Annotated in this window: 17 protein-coding genes; 16 read left to right on the forward strand and 1 reads right to left on the reverse strand. The window is 38.8% G+C overall.

The annotated features are described in order from the left end of the window. Positions 1-673: 673 nt before the first annotated feature. The 10 genes from MUB35_RS29700 to MUB35_RS29745 all read left to right on the forward strand — a co-directional run bounded on the left by MUB35_RS29700 (position 674) and on the right by MUB35_RS29745 (position 10,556). Entirely contained in the window at positions 674-1,816 is a 1,143-nt protein-coding gene (locus tag MUB35_RS29700; protein ID WP_117843944.1) for a transposase, read from the forward strand. A 12-nt stretch (positions 1,817-1,828) separates the two neighbouring features. Then, on the forward strand, positions 1,829-2,866 hold the full coding sequence (locus MUB35_RS29705) for a YqaJ viral recombinase family nuclease (protein WP_117843946.1): 1,038 nt from the start codon (positions 1,829-1,831) through the stop codon (positions 2,864-2,866). Beyond that, positions 2,866-3,267 carry a DUF7768 domain-containing protein gene (locus MUB35_RS29710; RefSeq protein WP_117843947.1) on the forward strand — a complete coding sequence of 134 codons (402 nt, stop codon included), beginning with the start codon at positions 2,866-2,868 and terminating at the stop codon, positions 3,265-3,267. Before MUB35_RS29705 ends, MUB35_RS29710 begins: the two co-directional genes overlap by 1 nt. Beyond that, on the forward strand, positions 3,245-5,488 hold the full coding sequence (gene recD2 / locus MUB35_RS29715) for an SF1B family DNA helicase RecD2 (RefSeq protein WP_025581132.1): 2,244 nt from the start codon (positions 3,245-3,247) through the stop codon (positions 5,486-5,488). Before MUB35_RS29710 ends, recD2 begins: the two co-directional genes overlap by 23 nt. Positions 5,489-5,577: 89 nt before the next feature. After that, positions 5,578-6,531 carry a hypothetical protein gene (locus MUB35_RS29720; RefSeq protein WP_173684405.1) on the forward strand — a complete coding sequence of 318 codons (954 nt, stop codon included), beginning with the start codon at positions 5,578-5,580 and terminating at the stop codon, positions 6,529-6,531. A 77-nt stretch (positions 6,532-6,608) separates the two neighbouring features. Further along, a complete protein-coding gene (locus MUB35_RS29725; RefSeq protein WP_179976651.1) occupies positions 6,609-7,790 on the forward strand; it encodes a CHC2 zinc finger domain-containing protein in 1,182 nt (393 codons plus the stop codon). Between the two features lie 46 nt (positions 7,791-7,836). Further along, positions 7,837-8,625 carry a class B sortase gene (gene srtB, locus MUB35_RS29730; protein ID WP_226824566.1) on the forward strand — a complete coding sequence of 263 codons (789 nt, stop codon included), beginning with the start codon at positions 7,837-7,839 and terminating at the stop codon, positions 8,623-8,625. 3 nt (positions 8,626-8,628) lie between these two features. Continuing rightward, positions 8,629-9,048, forward strand: a complete 420-nt coding sequence (locus tag MUB35_RS29735) for a hypothetical protein (protein ID WP_117843950.1) — start codon at positions 8,629-8,631, stop codon at positions 9,046-9,048. Between the two features lie 191 nt (positions 9,049-9,239). Beyond that, positions 9,240-10,160, forward strand: a complete 921-nt coding sequence (locus MUB35_RS29740; RefSeq protein ID WP_117843951.1) for a ParM/StbA family protein — start codon at positions 9,240-9,242, stop codon at positions 10,158-10,160. Positions 10,161-10,175: 15 nt separating this feature from the next. Then, complete coding sequence (locus tag MUB35_RS29745) at positions 10,176-10,556, forward strand: stage III sporulation protein AF (RefSeq protein ID WP_226824567.1); 381 nt, start codon at positions 10,176-10,178, stop codon at positions 10,554-10,556. 143 nt (positions 10,557-10,699) lie between these two features. On the opposite strand, the gene MUB35_RS29750 is transcribed toward MUB35_RS29745, so the two are convergent. Next, positions 10,700-11,050, reverse strand: a complete 351-nt coding sequence (locus tag MUB35_RS29750) for a helix-turn-helix domain-containing protein (protein WP_004223831.1) — start codon at positions 11,048-11,050, stop codon at positions 10,700-10,702. Positions 11,051-11,445: 395 nt separating this feature from the next. Between MUB35_RS29750 and MUB35_RS29755 the strand changes: the two genes are divergently transcribed. The 6 genes from MUB35_RS29755 to MUB35_RS29780 all read left to right on the forward strand — a co-directional run bounded on the left by MUB35_RS29755 (position 11,446) and on the right by MUB35_RS29780 (position 14,571). Next, the gene (locus MUB35_RS29755; RefSeq protein WP_117843953.1) at positions 11,446-11,892 is read left to right on the forward strand and encodes a sigma-70 family RNA polymerase sigma factor; all 447 of its coding nucleotides are present in this window, start codon (positions 11,446-11,448) and stop codon (positions 11,890-11,892) included. Further along, positions 11,889-12,077, forward strand: coding sequence for a helix-turn-helix domain-containing protein (locus MUB35_RS29760; RefSeq protein WP_054337518.1), 189 nt, complete (start codon positions 11,889-11,891; stop codon positions 12,075-12,077). The genes MUB35_RS29755 and MUB35_RS29760 overlap by 4 nt, the downstream gene beginning before the upstream one ends. 184 nt (positions 12,078-12,261) lie before the next feature. Further along, positions 12,262-12,444 carry a hypothetical protein gene (locus MUB35_RS29765; protein ID WP_005342250.1) on the forward strand — a complete coding sequence of 61 codons (183 nt, stop codon included), beginning with the start codon at positions 12,262-12,264 and terminating at the stop codon, positions 12,442-12,444. 10 nt (positions 12,445-12,454) lie between these two features. Further along, positions 12,455-13,180: a LytR/AlgR family response regulator transcription factor gene (locus MUB35_RS29770; protein WP_244807346.1), complete on the forward strand. Its 726-nt coding sequence runs from the start codon at positions 12,455-12,457 to the stop codon at positions 13,178-13,180. 99 nt (positions 13,181-13,279) lie between these two features. Beyond that, entirely contained in the window at positions 13,280-13,435 is a 156-nt protein-coding gene (locus tag MUB35_RS29775; protein WP_054337519.1) for a hypothetical protein, read from the forward strand. Between the two features lie 65 nt (positions 13,436-13,500). After that, on the forward strand, positions 13,501-14,571 hold the full coding sequence (locus MUB35_RS29780) for a radical SAM protein (protein ID WP_244807345.1): 1,071 nt from the start codon (positions 13,501-13,503) through the stop codon (positions 14,569-14,571). The last annotated feature ends 90 nt before the right edge of the window (positions 14,572-14,661 follow it).

Below are 14,661 nucleotides of genomic sequence, written 5' to 3' on the forward strand. Positions count from 1 at the left end.
TCAATCTCTCACTACAGGCAGCCAATACTGTGACTGCTTTATAGTGATGCTTTCATAATTGTTGAAAACATTTGTTGTCAAGGTTCAGTTTTTTGCTACGTGTTTTATTTTCGTAGCAAGGTACAATAGCGTAAGACTTGGTTTTGTCTTAACAATTTCATTAAGTAATTAACTGAGATTTTTTCAGATTGAACAGATTATGTACTTTTTATTAAAAATTTTTCTATAAACTTGAAAAAAGAGAGATGGGATACGTGATATTTCAATATTCTAATTGAAGTCATATATGCAAAGCATAGTATTTAAAAACATACAATATATTGTGCATGAAGATTGACATATACTATATCATGTGCTACTATACTGCTATAGTTAATTTTATGCGTACCCATAGGGGGAGTTTTGGATTTGTATAAATCCGAAGACTCAAGGAGAGCAGTAAGGCTGCTTATTCCGCATAAGTTGTTTATGATTGTATAAAGTGTCACTATCTGTCCTTATGGGGCAATAGCGGCACTTTTGTTTTTTCGGTAATATTATCAGGGATATGAGAATGGATAGCGAAGGAATACTTCACTTTTCATTCTTTTTTTATGCCCTAATGAAAGGCAGGATTGCCACAATCAGCTTTGGCTGTTTATGGATAAATAAATTTAAGAAAGGTGGTACACACATGAAAGAAACAAAGATTTATGCAGATGAGTTTTGCACTACATTTGCAAGTACAACGGAGATGCTGGAATTTCTGGCTGAGAGGGCAAAGCAGTCCAAGTGGATTCGTAAGCCTACCAGGATGCTAAAACTGGTTCCATTGGAAAAGGAGGCAGAAACCATTGAAGAAGCCTGTGAAAAAGAACTGGAAGGAATAGTAGAGGATACAGAAAAGAATACCCAGTTGGTATTAAAAGTGAACAAGGATTTTTATCCGGTTCGTGACTGTGCTATCCATACAATTCTGAAAAGAGCCGGCATTAATGGAACAGGATTAAAGAAACTGGAGAAAGCTACTTATGCAAAGGTAGTAAACTACTGTCTTCAGGTAGCGAAAGGAGATGCCTTAATCAAGGTGGCAGATGGAAAAGTATCTGCAGTACATGGCGGTGATGATCATGATTACTGTGTACTGGATATGCAGACAATCTTCAATATGACAAGTGATTATCTGAAAGCACATTTTAAGGGAAGTACTTATCTGGAGGGTTCTGGAAGTTTTGACCATTCCATTGTGTCTGCTATGTGGACTTTAGGAGGAAATCAGGAACTTTTGGATACTTATCACCAGGCTTTGGAAGATCATGGAATTGAGGATAAGAGCCTAGCTCCTGCACTGCGCCTGACTACTTCTGATGTAGCAGTAAGTGGTGTGAATCTGTATCCCATGATGCTCTCGCAAACCAGTAACCGTGTCATTAACCTGGGAAGTCCTATCAAACTGTCCCATGATAGAGGGGCGACCTTACAGGATTTCCGGAATAATCTGGACAAAATTTTTTCCCGTTATCAGGAAGCAGTTAAAGGAATTGTTGGTTTGATGGATATAGATATCCAAAACCCTGTAAACTGCCTGCATCTGATTATGAAGGAACTTAAAATCAATCAGAAAATCCGAAATGAAGTAGTAGATCTTTTTGTGGGACAATATGGAGAAGAACCATGTACCGCTCATGACCTTTATTTTGCCATGCACGAAGCTGCTTTCTTTGCTGCTTGTGAAGGGTTTTCTGCACCACGGATTTTAAAATTGGAAGAAGACATTGCAAAAACACTGGTCTTTGACTGGAAAGGGTTTGATGTATATGGAACGATTAAATTATAAGGAGGAAATGAGATGAATACAGCATTAAATTATCAGCCGGAAGTTCTTGTTGATACAGCAGATTTGAGCCGAGAAGAGTGGTTGGATTACCGGCGCCTTGGCATTGGAGGAAGCGATGCAGCGGCAATCATGGGCTTATCCCCATTTGCGACAATCAGGGATTTGTATTTCGATAAAATTGGTGTTACGCCAGTAATCGAAGAAGAGGAAGAAAACTGGGTAGCGAAAGAAGTGGGACACCGCCTGGAAGATTTGGTTGCCATGATTTTTGCAAAGAAGACGGGGCTTGAAGTTTTCCCTGTACGAAAAATGTTCCGGCATCCGCTATATCCGTTTATGTTGGCGGATGTGGATTACTTTATCCGTTTCCCAGATGGAAGCATTGGAATTTTGGAATGTAAGACCTGCAATTACAATGCAAAAGACAAATGGGCAGATGATGGGATTCCTGAAAACTATGTTTTGCAGGTTCGTCATTATCTTGCAGTCATGAATATGAATAAAGCATATATTGCCTGCCTTTATGGAAACAATGAAAATGAATTTGTTTATCGGTGTCTGGAACGGGATAGAATGGAGGAAGAAGAACTTATTGAACAGGAGAAATACTTCTGGGAAGAATATGTGGAGAAGAAAATAGAACCACCGTATTCCGGGAAGCCAGATCTCATTTTGGCTAGTATCCGGAAATATAAGGGTTACGCAGACAAATCAATTCCTGAAATCAGCATATCTAGCTTGGAATCACGCAGTCTTGAAAAATATCTTAAATTATCTGAAGAAAAATCCCAATTGGAAAAAAGAAAAAAGGAGATTGAAGCGGAACAACGTGCATTGAGCGTACCGTTTGTCGAGCTTCTTGGACAAGGGTGTAAGGCAGTGATCGAGGATGGGAGTTTCCGTTACCGGATTACTTATAATCCTACGATACGCACCCAGATTGGAAAAGAAAATATGGAGAAACTGAAAAATCAGCATCCGGATATCTACGAAGAATACACAAGTACTACAGAAAGCAGGATTTTCCGGATTAAAAAGGAGGTTGCATAATGTTACAAGGAAAAAAGGCATATATCTGTTCTCCGCTGTCTGCCCCGAATCCAGAGGGAGTGCAGCATAATATGGAACTGGCAAAATACTATCTCATGCAGATGAAAAGGCTGTATCATTGCCGTACTTTTGCTTCACATGCTCATCTTCCATTAATGTTAGATGACCGTATCCCGGAAGAACGGGAAACTGCAATGCAGATTGCAGTTTTGATGTTGGATTTATGTGAAGTATTGATCATTTGTGGTTCACATATCAGCGAGGGAATGAGAAGCGAGATTCAGACAGCATTTGTAAAAGGAAAGGATATTTATTGGTATGACTCCAAGATGAAACCAGGGGAATTGATGAAAGTAGAGAACTGGAGGGACATAGACGATGAGGTGCAAATATATACGTAAGATTTTTCAAAATGAGGAAAACGGATATACGGTTGCATTATTTTCCACACTGAATCAGGAAGTTCCTCTTTCTGCCAGGGATAAGTTTTGGGCAGAGAAAAAAATCATTGCGTTTACTGCCAAAGGATATGACCTTCCGCTTACGGATGAGATCGAAATTGAGATGGAAGGCGAGTGGGAAACAAGTTCCTATGGGACACAATACAAGGTGGAAACTTTTTTAGAGGTTGTACCTAGAACAAGGGAAGGTATCTTAGGATACCTTTCTTGTGGTTCTTTAAAAGGAATTGGTCCCAAAACGGCAGAAAGGATTGTCAATCGTTTTGGTCTGGATACCTTAGAGGTGATGGAAAAATATCCACAGGAATTATTAAAAATTCAGGGGATATCTCAGCAAAAACTGGACCGTATTGTGGATTCCTTTGGAAAAAATAAAGTATTCCGGGAATTGATGACCTTTTTATCACCATTTCATGTTACTCCTAAAAAAGCAAATATGATTCTTCAGAAGTTTCGGGATCAATCCGTAGAAATCATTCGGAAGCAGCCTTATATCCTTTGTGCTGTTAAGGGGTTTGGTTTTCTCACTGTGGATGCCATTGCAAGGCAGTGTTGTGCTGCAACGAATGATCCTATGCGCATTTCCGGCTGTGTCAGTTATGTGTTGCGGGAAGCCATGAAGCAAAACGGACATTTGTATCTGGAGCAGGAAATTCTGGTAAAAGATGCCTTGAAAGTTCTAAATAAAGAACCGGATCTTCAGCCGGTGACAGAAACAGAAATTTTAAAAGTGATCTATCGTCTGGTTATGCAAGACAGTATCGTGGTAGAAGAAAATAGGATTTACATTACCAAACAGTATCAGGAAGAAGATGACACTGCTTCTATGATTGCAAGAAAATTGTATGAGCGAATTCCAGTTCTTACGATTGAAAAGGAACTGGAGGAAGCACAGAAAGATTTAAACATAACATTATCCGAACAGCAGAAAGAAGCAGTACGTATGGTTTTTGCAAACCCGATCAGCATTATTACTGGAGGACCTGGAACCGGTAAAACAACGGTTTTAAAGGTCATTTTGTATATCTATCAGAAAAAATGCGGGAATAAAGTCCAACTGATGGCACCAACTGGTCGTGCCGCAAGGCGAATGGCAGAGAGTACCGGAAGTGGGGATGCAACTACGATGCACATGGCACTGGGGCTTTTTGGTGACGGAGATTATGAAGCACTTATAGATGAATTGTCCGCAGATTTTATTAATGTGGATGAGGTATCTATGGTAGATATGCACCTTGCCTATGAATTTTTTTACAAGGTAAAAGCAGGAGCCAGAGTGCTTTTGGTCGGAGATGTCCACCAGCTTCCTTCTGTAGGAGCAGGAGATGTGTTCCGTCAGCTTATTTTGTGTGGGAAAATACCGGTTACTGTTTTAAATCTGGTCTATCGTCAGGGGAAGGACAGCAATATCCCCATAAATGCCCAGCTTATCAACGAAGGAAAAACAAATCTGCAATGGGGAGATGATTTCCAGATGATTGAATGTTCAGGAGCAGATGCAGCAGCACAAATTGTTAAGAATATTTATCTCAAGGAAATTCAGGTGTATGGTATGGAGCAGGTACAGATACTTTCTCCATACAAAGTGCGAAGTGCAGCCGGTGTCTTGGAACTGAACCGCAGTCTGCAGGATGATGTAAATCCTCCTGTATCCGGGAAACAAGAGCTTCATCTTGGCGGTGAGATATTCCGAGAAGGTGACCGAATCCTTCAAAACAAAAATACAGAAGTTGCCAGTAATGGAGATTTAGGTACTTTGGTACAGATTTCTGAGGATGAGGATAACAACCCAATAGTTCAAATCGTATTTACAGACGGACGCAGGGTGAAGTATGAGGCAGAGCAGGTGGAGATGATGGAACATGCAAATGCCATAACCATACACAAAAGCCAGGGAAGTGAGTGCCACGTGGTTATCATTCCGTGGCTAAAAGCTTTTTATCCCATGCTGAAGCGGAATATTTTTTATACAGGGATTACCAGGGCGAAGCTGCGCGTTTATATTGTTGGGGAATGGAAAGCTGTTTGTCAGGCAATTCATACAGATGATACAGGTACCAGAAAGACGATGCTGGCGGCAAAAATACAACAGTATTGTGAACGGTATCAGCCACAGAGTAATAGACAGATCCCGACAACAATTTGCAACCGGGCTGTGTAAAAAAATAGCAAAATAGTTCAATGTTGAGAATTGGCAGGTTATTACTTTATAAAGGGATGTCCTGCCGGTTCCAAAGAAAGGAGCAGGCAATGAGCGAATTATTATATAACAAGTCAAAAGCAGTAGAAGAACTGAATAAAGTGGAAGGATTTTATCCTCTGGAACTTGCCAGAGTTATTTCTAATGAAGGGCAGGAGGAACAACGGTATCTGGATGTGAAATATCGGAAGCTGTGGTTCCGTCTGGTAAATCCTACAGGCAAGATTATCAGCCGGATTGTTCATTTTACAGAAAATATGGCAGTTGTAGAAGCCAGGATTTATCTGGATAAGTGTGATCAGGAGAATAATTATATTGCCAATTCCTTTTCGCAGAAATTTCGTACAACAGATACACAGTTTGGAGATAAATTTCTTGAAATGGCAGAAACCGCAGCGATTGGGCGAGCTTTGGCAGATGCGGGATATGGTCTGCAATTTGCTGATGTAGGGGAAGGTAATGATCCCATGCAGGTAGATGCAGGAATTCCTGTAAACCAGGGAACTTCGATGCAGGCTGCGATGCCGGCACAAAATCCGGCACCTGCAATGCAACAGACACCGAATCAGCCGGCAGGGGCGATGCCAGCATTTCAGACGCAAGCAATGCCAGGACAGCAGATGATGGAGCAGTTTTACCAGGAAGCACAAGCGAATGGAAATACAATTAGCAGGGCAACGGGGAGTGGACAGATGACTAATCCGGTAATGAGTTCGGCAAGTGGTGGTGTTGCACCAACTATGCAGCAGATACCTCACCAGCAGCAGATGCCATCTAAGCCGCAATCTCTGGCTCCCAATATGCCGGTGGAAGAACTGGTGAAATGGATGAGTTATGAGCAGGCAATCCAAGTTGCCATAACAGGAAAAGGAAAATTTAGCGGAAAAACTATGGGGCAGGTTGCGATGGAAAGTCCTTCCAGCTTGCAATGGTTCGCAGAGCAGTATCATGGACAGAACCATTTTATACCGGCAGCAGCCAGAGTAATTCTTGCAAAAGCATAACAAATAGCCGGTGATCATCATTCTTTCCACAGCCTTTATTGGCTGTGGAAGAAAGGAGGAGCCATAGAGTGTATGATATGTCAGGCTTTAACTACGATATCACAGATGTTGTACATTTACTGCAGCTTAGAGTACGGCATAAGAATTCTTCATCGATGGATGTGAATTGTCCATTTTGTGGAGAAACAAAAGGAAAAATGAATGTTAATCTTCAGAAAAATGTGTTTCGGTGTAATCGGTGTGATGCTTCCGGCGGAATGCTGGAATTATACGGAAGACTGCATGGTGTTTCCAGCGCAGAGGCAAATCGGCAAATCCGGGAAGCTCTGGGAAAGGGAGAGTACAGAACAAATTATCAGGTAGCTCCTAAAAAAGAGCCTGTAGTAATTTTCAATGCCGAGTTGGCAGATGCAGATGTCATTGACCGAACATATCAGGAGATGTTGTCCTTATTGACATTAAATGATAAACACCAGGAGGATCTTAAAAAAAGAGGGCTGACGGAAGAACAGATCGAGATACAGAGGTATCGTAGTGTACCGTTGTTTGGAATTAAAAATATGGTACAGAAACTGTTGGAATCCGGACAGACAGTAAAAGGTGTGCCTGGATTTTATGAAGATCAAGATGGGAAATGGACAATTAATTTTAGTTCTAAAAATTCCGGGATTTTAATACCAATTCAATCCCCGGAAGGAAAAATACAAGGATTTCAGATTCGGTTGGATCAGGTAATGGAGGGACGGAAGTATATCTGGCTTTCCAGTGTGAAATTTAAAAATGGAGTATCATCAGGAAGTCCGGTACATGTCATAGGAAACCTGGACGCAGAACAGATCTATTTAACAGAAGGCGCATTAAAAGGCACGATAGCTCACTATTTATCAGGGGATACGTTCATTTGTGTTGCAGGTGTGAATCAATACAGAAATTTAAAGCCAGTTTTGGAAATGTTGAAAAGCAGGCATCTGCAGCACCTATATGAAGCGTATGATATGGATAAAAAAATGAAGGTATATTGTGACGGGGATTCCGAAAAATGTGATGCCTGTCAACGTAAATCAGCCACTTTTTATTGTCCGCATAAGATGCAGAAACGGCAGATTCTACAGAACGCTTGTAGAAAGGTGTATGAAATCTGTAGTGGATTGTCTATTTCCATGAGCCGTATGGTTTGGGACATGGATCCTTATGGTGAGTGGAATGGACAGATCAAAGGAATTGATGATTATTACTATGTATTGAAAAATACAGGGTGAATATGGACCGGGCAAGTTGTCCGGTCTTATGGAAGAGGAGGATTCGATGAAACGAAAGAAAATTTACGGTATATTTATGCTTGTAGCCATTGCTGTTTTTTTATTTGCAGGAGGAAGGATACTGCAAATTTATTTGAATTATCAGGAAAGTCAAAAAGTCTATGAGCAGATGGAAGGGTTTACACAAAAGATAGAGGATCAAGACCTGTCACCAGAAGCGGTTCCAGGGGAAACACCAGAGGAGGTCGCAGAGCAGGGAGTCCTACAGGTGGATTTTAACAAGCTGGAAGAAATCAATCCAGATGTCATTGCATGGATTGAGATTCCTGGTTTGGAAATTAGTTATCCGGTAGTCCAGGGGAGGGATAATGACTATTATCTGCATCACCTGATTACGGGAGAAAATCATAAAAGTGGCAGTATTTTTATGGACTTTCACAACCAGGAGAATTTATCAGACAGAAATTCCATTATCTATGGGCATAATATGAAGGATGGGAGCATGTTTGGAACCCTGGATCAGTATCAGTCACAGGCACTTTATCGAAACTATCCCTGTTTTTATATGTATGTGCCAGGATATATTTATGAGTATCAGATTTTTTCCTGTTATGCAGCACCGACGGATCATCCAGCATATACTTATGATTTTCCTACTTCTGAGGACTATGAAGTTTTTCTGGAAACACTACAAAGAAGTGCTGAGTATAACACAGGGATGACAGTTACCGAGGAGGATCAGGTAGTGACCTTATCAACTTGTGTAAATACCCGAAAGGATTATCGCTATTTAGTACATGGAAAACTGAAACAGAAAATAAAAATGGAGGAATAACAGATGTTAGATTTTGAATATGCAAAGGCATTGGCAGAGGTTGTGCTGGATACAACTTGCAGCGAAAAAGAAAGAGAAGTACGGCTGGAGTGTTCAACCCAAATATTTGGCAGAGCAAATGCTTATTTAAAGAAAGGCTTCTTACCCGATGTGGTAGAGGCTTTTTTTGTGCGAAAAATGAAAGGTTTGCCACTGGTATCGACAAAGCAGGATATGCAGGATTTTTTGAAAGTCAGTACACCCCATTATTTTGGCGGGAAATTTACAGTTAGTAATATTCCGTATTATTCAGAGGAAGAAGAACTGCTACTTTGGTCAGAAACATCACTTCGTGGTCCATTGATTACAGCCGGATACGAACGCTATATGGAACTGTTTAAAAAGATTTTGCCTCAAAAGGCAGAACAGATTAATTTTTTATAAAGAGAAATAATTCGAATGAGGACTGGAAATATATGGTGGTTTAAAGATAAATGTTAAAAATTATTATATAGGAAGAAAGCATCTGTCTGTAGCAAAATGCTGCAGACAGGATATTTTTTTGAAAAAAAGTTGCTTTGTACGGAAGCTCTGCGTACAAGAGAAGTATAAAGAAAAAAAGGAGAGATGATTTTATGATAAAAAAAGTTCGGATTGCGGTAGACCATGGCAATAGAAATATGAAAACCTGTTCCCAGGTATTTACGACAGGGCTTACCATTCAGGATAAAAAGCCTGCCAGAGGGGAAAAGTTCCTGTTCTATGAGGGAAAGTATTATGTGCTGAGTGAAAATAGGATTCCTTATCAAAGAGATAAAACGCAGGATGATCGATTTTTTATCCTTACTCTATTTGCAATCGTAAAAGAGCTGGAGGAAAACCCTCAAATTCAGCCGGAGGATGTCATTCAGGTGGATCTTCCGATTGGGCTGCCACCCAAGCATTATGCAGAACTTTGTGAACGGTATGAAGCATATTTTAAAAGACAAGGGAAAATCCATGATATCAATTACTGTGGTAGGACATATCATATCACCATTGGAGAGGTAATGGCATTTCCACAGGACTATGCGGCTATGATGACTATGATTGAAAAGCTGCAGCAGATTCCCAAAGTAGTAGGAATTGATATAGGAGGATTTACTACAGACTATCTGCTGATGCGGAAAGGTAATCCGGATATGGAAGCCTGTGATTCTATGGAAAAAGGTGTGATTACCATGTATAACAAGATTATTTCCGGGATTAACAGTGAATATGATATTTTGTTAGAGGAAAGTGATATTGACAGTATCCTTCAGGGAAACACAGAGTTTTATGAAGAGGCTGTAGTCCGTATGACAGAAGGTATGGTGCAGGATTTTGTAAAGGATCTGCTGAACAGTATTCGAGAAAGAGGCATAGATACCAAAGCAGCATATACGGTATTTATTGGAGGCGGGGCAAAGCTATTGAGCCATTTTCTGGAACAATCGGACCGTCTGGGGAAATATACCTTTATTGAGGATATTTCTGCCAATGCCAAAGGATATGACAGACTGTTTCAGATTATGTAGAGGAGTGTGATAAATGTGGAGAAAAAGAATCCCTATAAATTCACACTTGGATTTGATAAAACAAAGCCGACACATGTATGTGCGGCAGAGATTTTAAATTCCGTAAGGGATAAAGCCGACTTAATCGCATCAGCAGTGGTTGCTCATATAGATGGCGGCAGTACAGAAAAAGGGGCTGTATTGAACCAAGAAGCTTTGCAGATTATGATGTTGGAATTGGTAAAGCAAGAAGTGGAAAAAGCAATGCAGAATTATTTTTCAAAACAGGAGAATGTTCAAGTGGAAGAAGAAACAGAGGAAGATGTAATAGAGAAACAGAAGATATCTGAATTTGTCCTTGCACCTGAAGTTGCCAAAAGCGTTAGAGATGCAATGAGTGCATTTAGAAATAGATAGAAAAGAAAAAAGAAGCATCGGATTTTGAGTGCTTCTTTTTTGTTGCACATTTATGCCAATTCACAGGAACCCCACAGATTTCGCACAGGTTTCTCACAGATTTCATCCGTATAATCAAAAGTCAGATATTGTCAGAAAAAGGCTTAATTGAGTGGATCCTTTTCTTTCAATGCAGAAAGAAGCCCACGCAAGGTGCGTAGGGCAATTTGCCGCTCGTCTTCAGAGCAGTTTTGCAGTTCTTTCATAATCTGATAAGTAGTAGTGTCCGGTTCCTTTCGTTCATCCTGAACAGCTGCATCAATTGAAATATTCAGAAATTGAGCGATTGGGATTAAAGTTGCAAGTTCCGGATTGCCATTACAGGTTTCAATATCAGAAATGGTCCGGGTGGACACACCGGCTTGTTCTGCAAGTCTTGATTGTGACAGACCACGCCTTTCTCTTTCACTTCTTACCATATAGCCTAATTTTTTCTTGACGGTATCCATCAGCATCCGCATCACCTCACTTATTGTTTTATTTTATCGTAGATTGATAGTAAGAGAAACGCATTATAGTGCATGAAGATACGCAATATAATGTGAATTGCGGGGCAGGAGAACCTACAAGGGAGGAGCATCTATGTTGCAAGGAAAGACAAGGCACTTGTGTAATGATTCGTCAAAAAAATCTTGCTTTTGCAGGGGTGCCAAAAGGGTTATTTATATGCAGTATATGCGTTAATATATGAAGTCACCGTGCAGGATGATGCATGGGATAAGAAAGATGTCGAGCCAGAAGAAATGTGGTTCGGCGTTTTCTTTTACCAAAATAAAAATATCCTTCACAGATGCAGATCTCCACCTCTGAAATTTGGAAACTTATTGATTTCAAATTTCGGAGGTAGAAAATGAAAGAAGAACAAAAATATAATGGATCTAAAACAAGAAATTATTTCACTGCTTACTTGCTGGCATCTATAAGGGGAAAAAGACTTCGGTATCTGGAAAAGCAGCAGAAAATATTATTTGCAGAGGAAAATCTGGAAGATAAAGAATATACAGATGCGGATATTTCTCCAGAGGAAAGGCTGGAATTGGAACAGAAAGAACAACTGCTTATGGAAGAAGCACAGGGGATATATCCAGAGTGGAACGAAATGACGGATATAAGCCTTATAGAAGCCATGTTTTCTTTGCAGGAAGAAGAACGGAAGCTTATTTATCAGCATGTCTTTGAGGAGCGTACTTTTAAGGAGATGAGCATCTTAAATCAGATGACGGAAGAACGCTGTAAAGGTGCGTATTATTGGGCTATCCGCAAAATACGAAAGAGAATGGGAGGAAAGAAATCATGAATTTTAAAGAATTGTTATATCGGGCAAGACAAGGGGATGAAGATGCTATTCTGGAAATATTTGAAATGTACCGACCACTCTTGATTAAAAATGCCTTGGTAGATGGAATCTTTGATGAAGATCTGTACCAGGAATTGACAGCAGAATTGTTGAAGTGCATACGGTATTTTAGGGATGTAGAATAGAATTATAGGAGGTGTAGCGGTATAATCCATACACCTCCCTAGAGCATATTCTGCCATTTTTAGTAAATGGATTACATAATTATAATTGCCAATTAGGCAATAAAAAACGCAATTGAAACAAGAATACTAGACGGGATAAACTAAAATCCCCTAATATAGTAAAAAATAGTAGGAGGAAATTTCGATGGAGATGAACCAAAAAGAATGTGGAATAGTGTGCAAAGAAAATGGTACGGAGCAAATAGAAAAAGTAACAGAGGAAGAATGGAAATTATTAAAACAATATAGAAATTTGTGTGAAGAAAATAAATTAACCATCAACATTTTGATCCAGCGATTATTAGCACACGAGAAAGGCAGGGAATAAGTTGATTAAAGTGGCATTATGTGATGATATTATTGACTATAATAAAAAAATGGAGAGTTATATCGAAAAATATGGAAATGAAAATCATGTAGAAGTCAAAATTACTTCGTATGGAAGTGGCAGTCAGTTATTATTGAATTATCAGAAACGAAAGTTTGATGTTATATTTTTGGATGTGTCTATGCCTGAAATGGATGGATTTGAAACAGCAGAGGAGATTCGGAAGAGTGATACTGATGTTTCAATCGTTTTTTGTACTTCTTATTATACAATCACTAATGCAGGGAAAGGCTTTGAAGTTGCGGCAGAAGATTTTTTATCAAAACCTTTACTGTATAGAAAAGTTGAGAATATCTTAAACAAAATATATAAAAAGAAATTGTTGAATGCAGAGGAAAAATTATTTTTGAAATATCACGATGGATTGATTACGCTGCAACTTTCCGATATAATCTATATACAAACAGAAAACAAGCTGTTGATCTTACATACAATTCATGGAGATGTGCAAAGTAGCCAAAGAATGAGTGAACTGGAGAAGCGTTTAAGCAAAAAGCAATTTTTTCGCTGTCATAATAGTTATATGGTCAATTTTGATTATGTTGAAGGGGTTAAGAAAGATAGTGTGTTAATCAAAGATAAAGTTCAGAAGTTAAAGACTATTCCAATAAGTAAATATAAGAAAGAAGAGTTCATGAGAGCATTAGCTAGATATGTGGGAAAATGGGAAAACTGAAAATCTATGTCAAAAATATGTTGATTTATACAAAGAATATTGTTGTATGGAAAAAAATGGATTATAGTCCTCATATACTAAACAGAAAGGAGAAAAAACATGGTTAATACTGAAACAACAGAAGAGTTCGTAAAAGAACTGGATTTAACAGAGGAAGAAATAGAAAGTTATACCGGATGTTCTGAAAGAACGCAGAGATGTTTAACTGATTGCCCATGGCCATTTCCAGGGGCATACATTAATGAAGCTAGTTAAAACAAAGAACCGTGTAGCCTATCGGATATGATAGTCTGTGCGGTTTCTTTTTTGGAGGAAAGTATATGTATACAATTACTTTAGAAGTAAACCAAATATGTAATTTACGTTGTACATATTGTTATCTTGGAAGAAAGACAAACCAAAAGATGTCCGAACAGATAGCATACAAAGGATTGGAAATTGCATTTTTAAATGCGGAAAATCATAGAGATCGAAGATTATGGGTGGATTTTGTAGGTGGAGAGGCACTCTTAAGTCTTTCATTTTTAAAGCATTTGGTGGATTATATAGAGGGGCAGGCATTAAAAAGAAATATTTTAGTGACATATTCTATCACGACAAATGGAACTATTTTAAATGATGAGATTTTAGCATGGCTGATTAAATATAGAATTCATTTAAAAGTAAGTATTGATGGAGATGAGGAAACCCATAATAAAAACAGAAAGAGGATTGATGGTGTTGGAAGTTATTCTAATATTATTGAAAACTGTATGTATTTCAAAGAATACGAGAAGAGAACCAAGCAATATATTCAGGCAGCACATGTTGTTACACAGAATAATTATGGGGAAACATTTGAATCTGTTTGCCATTTAGTTGAAAATCTAAATTTTAGCATAGTGGATTCTTCTATTGATGTTATGAATAGATGGACAACCGATCAGTTGGATGGTTTGGCTGATGAATGGGAAAAAGTATTACGTTACTATTTAAAAAGGAAAAAAGCAGGAAAAGCATTTCTTTGGGGACCAATTTTAGATTTGAAGAAATACGGAGAAAATAATGGAGAATCAGGATTTTGTGGTGTAGGTCTTATTCAAATATATATAAAGGTGGATGGGAGAATCTTTGGTTGTGCGGCAAATTTAGAAGATAGTGGGTGCATTGGAGATGTTGAAAATGGATTGTCTAAGGAATGTATCAAAAGATTGAGGAAAATAGGAAAAGAAGGTAATATGTGTTCAAAATGCAGCTTTGCTGTGAAGTGCCAAAGCAAAAATTGCATCATGAACAGTTTGGCATATAGTGGAACAGTAGGTGAACATAATCCTGATATGTGTTATTTTGAAAGGAAAAAGAGGAATCTATGGGAGATATATGGTTACTGTTCAGAGGTTAGCTGGACATGAGAAAACCGATGGTGTAGACTGATAACAGTCAAAGCCATCGGTTTTCTTATCCAAATATTCTGGATACTCTGTCAAATATATTCGCTGGTT

This window comes from Blautia sp. NSJ-175 (assembly GCF_022867815.1).
GTDB classification, from domain to species: Bacteria; Bacillota; Clostridia; order Lachnospirales; family Lachnospiraceae; genus Blautia; species Blautia celeris.

Coding starts and splice junctions, on each gene's coding strand:
- recD2 (WP_025581132.1), top strand. CDS start 3,245: ATGAGGTGCAAATATATACGTAAGATTTTTCAAAATGAGGAAAACGGA.
- MUB35_RS29740 (WP_117843951.1), top strand. CDS start 9,240: ATGATAAAAAAAGTTCGGATTGCGGTAGACCATGGCAATAGAAATATG.
- MUB35_RS29700 (WP_117843944.1), top strand. CDS start 674: ATGAAAGAAACAAAGATTTATGCAGATGAGTTTTGCACTACATTTGCA.
- MUB35_RS29760 (WP_054337518.1), top strand. CDS start 11,889: ATGAATTTTAAAGAATTGTTATATCGGGCAAGACAAGGGGATGAAGAT.
- MUB35_RS29780 (WP_244807345.1), top strand. CDS start 13,501: ATGTATACAATTACTTTAGAAGTAAACCAAATATGTAATTTACGTTGT.
- MUB35_RS29725 (WP_179976651.1), top strand. CDS start 6,609: ATGTCAGGCTTTAACTACGATATCACAGATGTTGTACATTTACTGCAG.
- MUB35_RS29705 (WP_117843946.1), top strand. CDS start 1,829: ATGAATACAGCATTAAATTATCAGCCGGAAGTTCTTGTTGATACAGCA.
- MUB35_RS29765 (WP_005342250.1), top strand. CDS start 12,262: ATGGAGATGAACCAAAAAGAATGTGGAATAGTGTGCAAAGAAAATGGT.
- MUB35_RS29720 (WP_173684405.1), top strand. CDS start 5,578: ATGAGCGAATTATTATATAACAAGTCAAAAGCAGTAGAAGAACTGAAT.
- MUB35_RS29735 (WP_117843950.1), top strand. CDS start 8,629: ATGTTAGATTTTGAATATGCAAAGGCATTGGCAGAGGTTGTGCTGGAT.
- MUB35_RS29710 (WP_117843947.1), top strand. CDS start 2,866: ATGTTACAAGGAAAAAAGGCATATATCTGTTCTCCGCTGTCTGCCCCG.
- MUB35_RS29775 (WP_054337519.1), top strand. CDS start 13,280: ATGGTTAATACTGAAACAACAGAAGAGTTCGTAAAAGAACTGGATTTA.
- MUB35_RS29755 (WP_117843953.1), top strand. CDS start 11,446: ATGAAAGAAGAACAAAAATATAATGGATCTAAAACAAGAAATTATTTC.
- MUB35_RS29750 (WP_004223831.1), bottom strand. CDS start 11,050: ATGCTGATGGATACCGTCAAGAAAAAATTAGGCTATATGGTAAGAAGT.
- srtB (WP_226824566.1), top strand. CDS start 7,837: ATGAAACGAAAGAAAATTTACGGTATATTTATGCTTGTAGCCATTGCT.